The following is a 10412-nucleotide window of genomic DNA, read 5'->3' as shown; positions in this document are numbered from 1 at the left end:
CCGTATAGGGATTGAAACGCTGGAACGCCTCTCGCAGGACGGCGGCGCAAGCCTTCACAGCCGCAAGCTGCGCGCGTTTGACGAGCCGCCATTCCGATGAGCGATGTCGACTGGCCCGCCCTCAAGGCTGCCGCCCTCGCGGTGCAGGAGCGGGCTTATGTTCCGTATTCCGATTACCGGGTGGGGGCGGCGCTGCTGACGGCGTCGGGGGAGATTGTGGCCGGGTGCAATGTGGAGAATGCGACGTTTGGGGCGACGTGCTGCGCGGAGCGGACCGCGGTGTTTTCGGCAGTGGCCGCCGGGCATCGGGAATTCCGGGCGGTGGCGGTGGTGACCCACGGCGCCGAGCCTGGCACGCCTTGCGGGATCTGCCGGCAGGTGCTGGCGGAGTTTGGCTCAGACCTGGAGGTGCTCTGCTTTACACCGGAGGGCGCGGAGGAGGTCTACTGGCTTTCAGAACTGTTGCCGCATGCATTCAAGCTGAAGTAGCTGGCGGCGACTTCTTTTTGGCGCCGCGCGGCACGAAGAGCATGAATTTCGCGAGCGGCCGTTTGAACATCAGCAGATAGGCCACGTGCATTGCGACCAGAGGGAGCAAGAGATTGCCTGCCAACTCGTGGGCCCCCGGCAGTGGACCTTCCTCTGCGTCCTCCTCGCCTGCTTCCTCGCTCTCTTCGTCTTCTTCTGAGTAGCTATAGTTGACACGGCCCTCGGGCACCGAAACAGGCTCAGCGCGCTCTGCGCTTGCTTTGCCAAACCCGATTGATCGGCCTTGGTCCATCGCTATGCCTGTACCGGTGACCGTCAGCAGGCTGAGGGCTATGCCGAGCATCAGGACGCGGCTGATGGCGGGATGAGTGGCTGCGCCCTTTAGCTTCAGGCCCTCGAATTTTGGATAGAACCGCATCAGGCCGACCTGCCGCTCGCCGCCCAGCGCCCAGAGGAGGCGCAGGACGATCACGCCAGGGACGCCATAGCCGAGCCAAGCATGAACGCGATCCATCTCACCGGTGAGGTAGGCCGCGATCGCGAGGATTGCCAGCAGCGCGTGGTAAAGGCGCACGCGGTTCATGATCGTCAGCAAGGGGATCTCGATTTGGGATGGAGGAAGCGGGCAGGACGCTCAGGCGAAAGTAAGGGATCGCAAGGCTGCGTCGATACGAAGTTTCCCTCCCGCGCCGCTGAGTTTGCAGCGCAATTGCACTCGCGGGAACGGACGAAATCCGATGCGGCGGCGCGGCAGGCAGGCCGACCCTTCCCCCGCGCTGAGGAAGCTCCTGGCGGCGGCCCCGGGTATTCGGGCAGTCGATTGAGCGCCTTGCCAGCGCGCTGATTTTACGGTGACGTAAGCGCGTTCAGCGGCAGGAGCCGATGGTGGAACAAGAGAACAGTAAGCAATCTTCGGATGACGCCCGCACGCGGGTGTTCCTGAGCTATTCGCGCAAGGATGCGGGCCTGGTGGCACGCGTTGCCGAGGGGCTGATGGAGGCGGGGTTTCTCGCGGACTATGACCAGGCGGCGCATGATCCCGGCAACGTGAGCGCAGGGATTTCGGCTGAGGACGAGTGGTGGAAGCGGCTGCAGGAGATGATCGCGTCGGCGGACGTGATGGTGTTCCTCGTGTCGCCGGATTCGGCGGCGAGCGCGGTGTGCGATGAGGAAATCGCGTATGCGCGGGCGCTGGGCAAGCGGATCATCGCGGTGCTGGCGCGCAGCGTTGACTTTGCGAAGGCGCCGCCGCGGCTGTCTGCGCTGAATGTGCGGATTGATTTTTCGGATGGCGGGCCCGGATTTGACGCGGCGCTGGCGGCGCTGGTTTCGGCGCTGGAGATGAACGTCGGTTGGCACCGGGACGGGCGGAAATATTACGCCCGGGTGCAGGAGTGGGACACGGCCGGCCGGCCGAAGAGCAAGCTGCTGCGCGAGGGCGCAGTAGAAGAAGCCGAACGCTGGGCGGTGTCGCGGCCGAGGAATGAGCCGGAGCCGGGCGCGCTGTTCCTCGCCTGGATTGCGGCTAGCCGGGCGCAGATAAAACGCGACGCGGCGGTGCGTGCGTTCTGGCGGCGGGTGACGGCGGTGTTCGCGGTGACGACGCTGGCGGCGACGCTGGCGGGGGCGTGGTTCGTGGTCAACGGGCAGCGCAACCTCGGCCGGAGCGAGAGCCTGATGCTGGCGCGGACGTCGTATCAGCTGTTCAATGACGGCGAGTACCGGCGCGCCTTGCAGATCGCGATTCTGGCAGCGCGCGACTCGTTCCTGAGGCCGTCTACGGATGAAGCGAAGGCTGCGTTTGCAAAGATGGCGCAAGCGCTCGCGCATGTCGCGACTGTCCGGCAGACGTTTCCACAAGACCGTCCGCTCGACCCGGTGATCGCGCGGGCCTATCCGGCGCTCGGCGGCACGCGGCTGGTGACGGCAAATCCCATTTCTTCGGTGTTCGTGTGGGATACGCAAACGGGCCTGCAATTGGGCGAGACGCTCACGATCAATCCCGAGCTGGGAGACATACAGGAACTCCTTGTGCCGACGGGCGAGTATGTGGCGGCGTGGAACAGCGGGGGCGCGTATGTGATTTCGCTGCGTGATGGTACGCGGCTACCAGCGCCGCTGGGTCTCGAAGCGGGGGAGGATGCGCTGGGGTTGATCCATGCCGGGATGTCGGAGGATGGCAGGCGGCTGGCGGCGGGGCTGACGAATGGCACCGTGCGAACCTACGACATCGCGACAGGCCAGAAGCTTGCTGAGTTTCCCGGCCGGGCCGAACCTTCGGTCGGGGCGGCGCTGACGGCGGACGGGGCGAAGGTGCTGGTCGTGCGGCTGGGTGCGGCGTTCCTGGCGGACGCGGCCACCGGAGAGATCGTTGCCGGGCCGTTTGATCCTGAGGGCGGTCAGTACTGGGGCGGGTTGGTGTCGCCGGACGGGTCCCGTGTCCTGCTTCGGCGCAATACCGGAGACTTCGACTGGGAGCTTTCGCGGCAGGCGGAAGATCTGAGTGTTCCGCTGCAGGAAGACACCGATAGTATCGAGATCTGGAATGGTGCGACGGGCGAGCGGATTACCCGGGCGGGCTTTCCGGATATTGCCGAGCGGGCCGTGTTCCTCGACAAGCTTCGGCGCATCGCCACCATCTCGCCAATCGGCAGTGTTCAGCTTTGGGATGCAGATACCGGCGCGGCTGTCGGGGATGTTATCCTCACCGATGAACTGGAAGGAGACGTGGATATCGGCGCCGACGATACGTCTTTCGCCACAGTCTCTTATCTGAGCGGCGTGCAGATCTGGGATAGTCTCACTGGCGCGCCGTTGCTGGAGCCGGAGCTGCAAGCAGAGGGCAATCCGGAAAGCTGGAACGGCGTCAGTCGAATTGCCGGCAGTCAGGACTACCTCGCCTGGAATGGCCGCCGGGCGGTGCGCCTGAACCTGAGCGATGGGCAGGTGTCGGAAACACCCGTTTCAGGGGACTCCGCAAGCTCTGTAACGCATGCGGCGCTTTCGCCGGATGGCCGCATTTCCATAACGCACAATGCCAATGACGAGCTCTACTTCTGGGACACGGTTTACCTGACCGAGCATCTTCCCGCGCCGCTGACCCACAACAACTCCATTGTGCCGCCGCAATTCATTGGCGATGGCAGCCGGGTGCTGACGCTCGAGGGCAATGAGGCCCGCATCTGGAACGCAGGGCCGGCGAGGACGATTGCGCTCAGGGGGAAATCCGATATCGGCGCTTCGGCCGGGGCAATGCTCTCGCCGGACGGCACGCGCCAGCTGGTGTGGAACGCGTCGGGCAGGGCCGTGCTGCGCGATGCGGCGACAGGCGAACAGATTGGCGGCGAACTATTGCTTGGGCCGCCGGGGTCTTTCAAAGCCGTGTTTGACCCGGGTTCGCCCCGGCTGGCGATTTCTTTTGAGGGCGTCGTGCAGTTGCTGGATACTGGCACGGGCGAAAACGGCGAGGCGCTCCTTGAACATCCGGCATCGATTTCGGAGATGCAGTTTGCCTTGGACGGGCGGCGGTTGGTGACACTGCAGTATGACGCCACGATGACGATCTGGGACACGGAGACGATGGGGCCGGTCGCGGGGCCGGTGGTGATCGACGACATGGTCCTCAGGGTCATGCCGATCCGTGGACGGATGGTTATTCTGACCAACGGCAACGGACAGCTCGTTGATCTGGAGACCGGAGCAGCCATTGGCGCGCCCATGGCGGTCTGGACAGACGCGGACCTGAAAGCCGAGACAGAGAGCCTTCCTTTCTCGCGCGTTGCCATGAGCGTCCATGAACCGCTGATCGCCATCTGGAGCGACAAACGGATCGGTTTCTGGTCTGCGGAAGATGGAGCGCTGATCCAGCCGGTTGTCACGCCGGAGGTGTCCATCGTCGGCGCTTCACTGGCGCCTGACGGCCGGCAGGCGGCGCTGCTTATGGACTATCCGTTGCGCGGGGCAACGCTTATGAACCTCGAGACGGGCGAACTCGCGGCAGGCATTCTGCCGCATCCCACTTTTCCGACGGGGGCAGAATTCTCTCCGGATGGCGCGACGCTCGTGACGGTTGCCAATGATGGGTATCTGCGCTTCTGGAATGTCGCGACCGGCACGATGAGGAGCGACCCGGTCTTCATCGAGACGAGCGAGGCAGAGGTCCGGTTTTCGGATGATGGGCGACGGATGATCGTGCTGATTCAGGGCGGAATTGTCCGGCAGTTTGACACGGCAACATTTGCGGAGCTTTCGGGTTGGTCGGGCAGTTTTGCCAATCAGGATGCAGTCTGGCAGCAGGGCGCCGGACGGCTGGTGATTTCGGAACTCGATGGGCGGCTGGTTGAGCTGGACATTGGCTGGGCAGCGCGCCGGGAGGCCTCTCCGGATGACATTGCGCAGGTCTGTGCCGCGAAACTCGTGGGGACGCCTGAGGCAGACGGAGTGCCCTTTCTGCGCCGGCTGGATGATGTCGCGATCTTCGCTGCGCCGATCCTTCGCGGGCGGGAGGGGGAGGATGTGTGTTCGCCGCCGCCGGCGCCGTGGTGGGAGGCAGCAGCGGGGGCGGTGTTTGGCTGGGCGTTCCGTTGAGCGTCGGGAGGCCCTCACCTCACTTGCTTCCCAAGGGCCCTTCCTCTCCAGCAGGCAGGATAGGGTTTTTATGTTGCGTACGTGGTAGGTGGTTATTCTGATGGCTGATGTTTTTCTTTCTTATGCCCGGGCGGACCTTGCGTTGGCGGAGCAGGTGAAAGCCGGGTTGGAGGCTGCCGGCCTGAGCGTGTTCTTTGATGTCGAGGGGCTGGACGGGGGCGATGTGTTTCCGGATGTGCTGGACCGGGAGGTGAAGACGGCCGGGGCGGTTGTGAGCCTGTGGAGCCAGCATTCGCTGAGCCGTCCGTGGGTGAAGCAGGAGTGCTCGATCGGACTGAAGCGCAAGTGTCTCATTCCGCTGGCGATCGAGCGGCTGGGGGAACTGGATGTGCCGGTGGCGTTCGAGGGCATGCAGCAGATCGATTTTACGGGATTCCATGGGCGCACGGACGGGGCGGAGTGGCAGAAGCTGATGCGGGCGCTGGCGCGGACGCTGGGGCAGCCGGGACTGGTGGCAGGCGGGGCGCAGGTGCCGCCTGCGCCGCGGGGGGCGGCGAGGGAGCTGAACGGGCCTGGCCCGAACGCGAAGCAGCTGGGGATCGTGTTTGGCGCGCTGGCCTTTGCGGCGGTGGGCGCCATTGCAGCAAACCAGTTTCTGTCGACGAACGAAATTGCGGCGCTGGAAGAGCCGGCCGATCAGGAGGCTATGACCACGGGTGAGCCGGCAGAGGCAGCGCCGGAAGGGTTGGCGCAGGCCGCGCCGGTTGAGGACGCAGCGCCTGTGCCGCCGCCCGAGGGCGTGGTGTTTGCCGATGACGGCTGCGGGGATGGCACGGCGCGGGTGTATTTCGATTTTGACCGCGCAGACCTGAAGCCGCAATCGGTCTCGGTGCTCGAGGAAGCGCTGACGCGCAGCTTCGGGTGTGACCTGATCGAGGTGCGGATCGAGGCGCATGATGATCTGCTCAGCAGTCCGTCCTATGCGGAAGCCGTGTCGCAGCGGCGGGCGGACACGGTGGCGCAATGGCTGATGGCGCAGGGCGTAGACGAGATGCTGATCACCCGGATCGGGTATGGCTCGTCGCAGCCGCTGGCGCCGGGTGTGAAGTCACCCTTCAACCGGCGGGCGGATGTGATGTTCGACTATCAGACGCCGGCGCCCGCCCCCTGAGGCCGGTTCGCGCTGCAGCGAGGGCCGCACGAACCCGCTTCCCTGATGCGCATGATTGACATAACGTTTGGGCCATCAGCGAGCCGGAGCGGGACACTATGGCCAATCGCAAGCGGGGGGCAGAAGCCCAGACGGAACAAGGCGGCGGCGGGTTTGACTGGAAGTCGATCATGGTCAAGGCGCCGGTGCCGCCGCGCAAGATCGCACTGACGCCGGCGCAGGGCTCGCCGGTTGTGTCGCGGGAGATTGCGGCCAATTCGGACGTTTATCTCTCGATCAGCGTCCTGTCTTTCTACCATCCGGAGGCGCGCAAGGGGCTGACACGGCAGGTGCCGCTGATCTTTGCGGACGCGACCTGGCGCCGGCCGACGGATACCGACCTGCCGCAGGTGGCGGTGATGGGCCCGAACCCGGAAGCGCATCCGAACCTGAAATCGCACGGCAACTATGCCTTCGGCGGGCGCACCTTCTTCGGACCGGAACGGTTTGACGGGTCGGTGGACATCAATATCGGGCTGCACCTGTTCAAGTCGAACGCAGCGGGGCGCAAGCTTGTGGATGTGGCGCGGGCCGGATCGAAGCTGTTGCCGAAGGGCGAGATGCTGATCCTGGGCGGGATCGCGGGCGCGGGCATCGATGGGGCGCTGAAGGGCATCAAGGAATTGCTGCCGGACGAGCAGACGCCGTGGATTGTCGGTGTGATCCTGAGCCTGGCGGCGACGGGGAACGAGACATTCACGACGGGCACCTGGGCGGCGATCGCCGGCGGCGGGGCGGACCCCGGCGAGGTCTATTTCGACGCGCGCGAGAACCTGCTGCGCGATGTGCAGGGCAAGCCGCTGCAGCGGGCCTATATCGTTTACTCGATTGATGCGACGGACACCAATCCGGACCGGCTGCGCATCGGCACCATTCCGAAGGCGCGCGAGCGGCTGCGCCAGGCCCATATGAGCGGGACGGACGTTTCCGATGCGCGCTTGCGCGAACTGTTCCGGCAGTTCTGCGGCGAGGTGGAATTGTCCGACGAACTGACACAGCGCGACCGCGACGAGATCATTGCCGATGCGAAGGCGCGGTTCACGCGGCTGATGAAGCAGCGCGAGGGGTTCAACTTTTCAGACGATGCCGAGCTGTTTCCGGCGAAAGATGTGTCGCCGGCGGCGGTTTCGGGTTCGGCCCTCCGCGCGATCATGGACGGCGCCCAGGTCGCGGCGGAGACCGAGGCGGCGATTGACGCCTCGCTGGAGGGCCTTGCCCATCCGGACGGGCTGGCGGACGAGGGCCTCAGCGAACTGGTGAGCCAGCTCTATACGGCGGTGGACGATTATGCAGCGCTGGTGCGCAGCAATCCGGAACGCTACCGCACGCAGCTGCGCGGGGTGGCGAAGAAGCTGCGGGACCGGAGGGAGTTCAAGGCGCTGATGTCGCTGGCAACGGCGGTGCGCGATGGCGGGGTGGAGATCGGCTGGCTGCACTATTTCGGGGCGTCGGCGGATGTGGAGATGAACGGCGCGCCGAGCCTCGCGGACCTGGCGCGGGCGGAGCAGGGCGACCCGCTGCCGCCGATGGTGGCCGAGGCGTTCCTGACCAAGGCGATCCAGCTGGCGGGCAAGGATTTCGAGAATGATCCTGGGCTGCTCTCCGACTGCCTTGGCCTGCAGGGGCGGATCTGGAAGCAGCGGGCGGTGCGCGCGAAAGAGCTGAACGAGGCGACGCGCCTCGCCTTTGAGCGGTCATATGCCTTCTACATGCAGGGCATGGCCGCGACGATGCAGTCGGCGCAGCCGGACCCGGAGTTCCATCAGGTGAACCTGCTGGGCCTGATGCGGGCGGCGGACGCACGCGCCATCACGCTTGGCAAGAAGGCGGATGCGGCGAAATGGGCGCGCGCGATCCTGAAGGGGGCGAAGAAGGGCGGCTCGGGTTCCGACTGGGAGCTGGCAAATGCGGGCGACGCAGCGCTCTACCTCGGGCGAGAGGCCGAGGCGATTGTTCATTACACGGCCTATCTGGAAAAGGCGAAGGAGAAGCCCTTCGCGCTGAACGCGACCCGCCGGCAGCTGGTGGAAATGTGGGGCATTGATCCGAAGGCGAACAATGCCCTGAGCCATATCGTGCGCCAGATGGCGCAGCTGGCGATGCGCTCGATGGCCACGGTGTCGCTGACCATCGACGAGATCGAGGCCATGGCGGAGACGGCCGGGCCGGAGGCGGACGAGCTGGAGGCGCTGCTGGACGGCGTGAAGGCCATGCCCGCGGCGGATATCCGCAAGGTGCTCAAGCTGTCGCAGTCGGTGGGCAAGGTGTGCGCGCCGAACGGGCGGGCTGTGGGCACGGGTTTCCTGCTGCACGGGCGCCACGTTCACCCGGCGCTGGCGAACGAGTATGTGTTCCTGACCAATGACCATGTGGTTTGCGATGAGAAGAGCTATGCTGGCGCGTCGATCCGCTCGGCTGAGGCCTGCATATTCTTCGAAGACCTGAACCCGGATGAAATCTACCAGGTATCGGAAATCTTCTGGCGCTCGGACAGCAAGACGCATGACTGCGCGATCCTGCGCCTGCACAAGCAGCCGGAGGGGCTGCTGGGCGAACTGGAAATCCAGGACTCGCTGCCGCTGCGCCATAGCACGCAGACAGGTCAGGCGGACAAGGACGCGCCGTCACGGGCGCCGCGCGTGTTCATTGTGGGCCATCCGAACGGGCGCGGGCTGGAGATCACGTTCGAGCACAATTACATCATCGACCATGAGCTGAAAAACCCGGCCGCCAAGGCGACGCCGCAGCCGGTGCGTATCCATTACCGGGCGCCGACCGAGCCCGGAAATTCCGGCAGCCCCGTGCTCAGCACCTCGTCGCTGAAGCTGATCGGCATACATCATTCGACCACGGATGAACCGCTGGGACGGGTGCGAAAGCCGAACGAAAGCTACAAGGCGAATGAGGGCCTGTGGATACAGGCGATCATCGCGGCGGTGCGGGCGGAGAAGGCGGATGCGCCGGCGGCGAATCCGGTTGTGGCTGCGCCGGTGACGCCGTCTGTTGCACCAGCGCCGGAGCCTGCACCCGCACCCGCACCCGCACCCGCACCTGCGGCGCCTGTCGTGGCACCCGTGCGTGCCCCTGTGCAACCGGGCACGGCTCCTGGGGCCCGGATCGAAGTGGTGCCGGAAGATGATGCCGCCTTCTTCGAGAACATGGACGGGCGACGCGACACGGCCGATACCGGCTATGAGAGCATGGACGTGCATACGCTGGAATCGGGCAGCGCCGCGCCTTTCAGCGAGCTGAATCCAAAGCCGAAGGCGCAGTGGCCGGCGCTGGTCGACCATCCGGACACGAAGCATCTGGCGCACCTGCCGATCGATCTCAACAATGGCATGAGTTTCCAGTTCAACGGCGCGGTCCTGCGTCAGGCGCTGGCCTTTGCCTCGACGCCGGTCAGCGCGAACTGGAGCCGGCGGATCCTGTTCGGCATTCGTGGCGCGGTGCCAAAGGCGTTGCCGCGCGAAGGGGCGCCTGCGGAATTTACCGGGCAGCTGCCGATTGCCGAAACCGAGCCGAACCATGTGGGCTATAACTGCGTGATGGGCGTGTGGGACCGGGAAACGGACCTGATCTGGCTGTGCCCGGGATCGACCGTGCCGGCCGTGGGGTATCTGTGGAACTCGGTACAGGCGCGCGCTGACAGGAAAGTCGGCGACGGGGCCAACCTGTTGCCGCCCGGCGTTTACCAGCATGTCGTGGGCACGCATGCGGATGGCGGCAAGACACGCCAGCCGGGCGCGTTCCGGCAGAAATCCCGCCTGTGCGTGATGCGGCTGGCAAGCCCGGAGCTGAGCTTCCGGAGCGGCAATGTGCGCTGGGACATGGCGACCGATTCGGGCAGGGAGATCGGGATCTGGGACAATATTCATGCCGGGCTCGGCGCGCGGGCGAACTGGGGCGCGGATCATTATTCGGCGGGTTGCCAGGTGGTAAAGGGGTCTGTGATGACGCCGGAGTCGCGCGATACGCCGACGGGTTACTGGGCGAGCTTCAGGACGGCGGCGGGGCTTGCGCCGAAGCCGGAGGTCTCATCCGTGGACGGCAAGAAATATGTTGTGAAAACGCCGGACGACGGCACGGCTTTCACATATGTCCTGATGACAGCGAGGGAGTTGCG

General features: G+C 65.3%; 5 protein-coding genes. 4 read left to right on the top strand and 1 reads right to left on the bottom strand.

Going from position 1 to position 10412, the window contains the following annotated elements; all coding sequences use genetic code 11:
* Positions 1-96: 96 nt before the first annotated feature.
* Positions 97-489 carry a cytidine deaminase gene (locus tag WEA77_RS15450; protein ID WP_368068765.1) on the top strand — a complete coding sequence of 131 codons (393 nt, stop codon included), beginning with the start codon at positions 97-99 and terminating at the stop codon, positions 487-489.
* Here WEA77_RS15450 and WEA77_RS15445 read toward each other — a convergent pair.
* Positions 476-1084, bottom strand: coding sequence for a cytochrome b/b6 domain-containing protein (locus WEA77_RS15445; protein ID WP_368068764.1), 609 nt, complete (start codon positions 1082-1084; stop codon positions 476-478). The two genes, WEA77_RS15450 and WEA77_RS15445, sit on opposite strands and share 14 nt — an antisense overlap.
* Positions 1085-1374: 290 nt before the next feature.
* Here WEA77_RS15445 and WEA77_RS15440 point away from each other — a divergent pair, with 290 nt between their 5' ends.
* The 3 genes from WEA77_RS15440 to WEA77_RS15430 form a co-directional block, all read left to right on the top strand.
* A complete protein-coding gene (locus WEA77_RS15440; protein ID WP_368068763.1) occupies positions 1375-5076 on the top strand; it encodes a toll/interleukin-1 receptor domain-containing protein in 3702 nt (1233 codons plus the stop codon).
* A 100-nt stretch (positions 5077-5176) separates the two neighbouring features.
* Complete coding sequence (locus tag WEA77_RS15435; protein ID WP_368068762.1) at positions 5177-6247, top strand: TIR domain-containing protein; 1071 nt, start codon at positions 5177-5179, stop codon at positions 6245-6247.
* 98 nt (positions 6248-6345) lie between these two features.
* On the top strand, positions 6346-10412 hold a 4067-nt coding region (locus WEA77_RS15430), incomplete at its 3' end, for a serine protease (RefSeq protein WP_368068761.1).

The organism is Hyphomonas sp. (genome assembly GCF_040882205.1).
Lineage (GTDB): Bacteria > Pseudomonadota > Alphaproteobacteria > Caulobacterales > Hyphomonadaceae > Hyphomonas.
The sequence above is the reverse complement of the archived record's forward strand: the minus strand, read 5'-3'. Positions and strand labels throughout refer to the sequence as shown.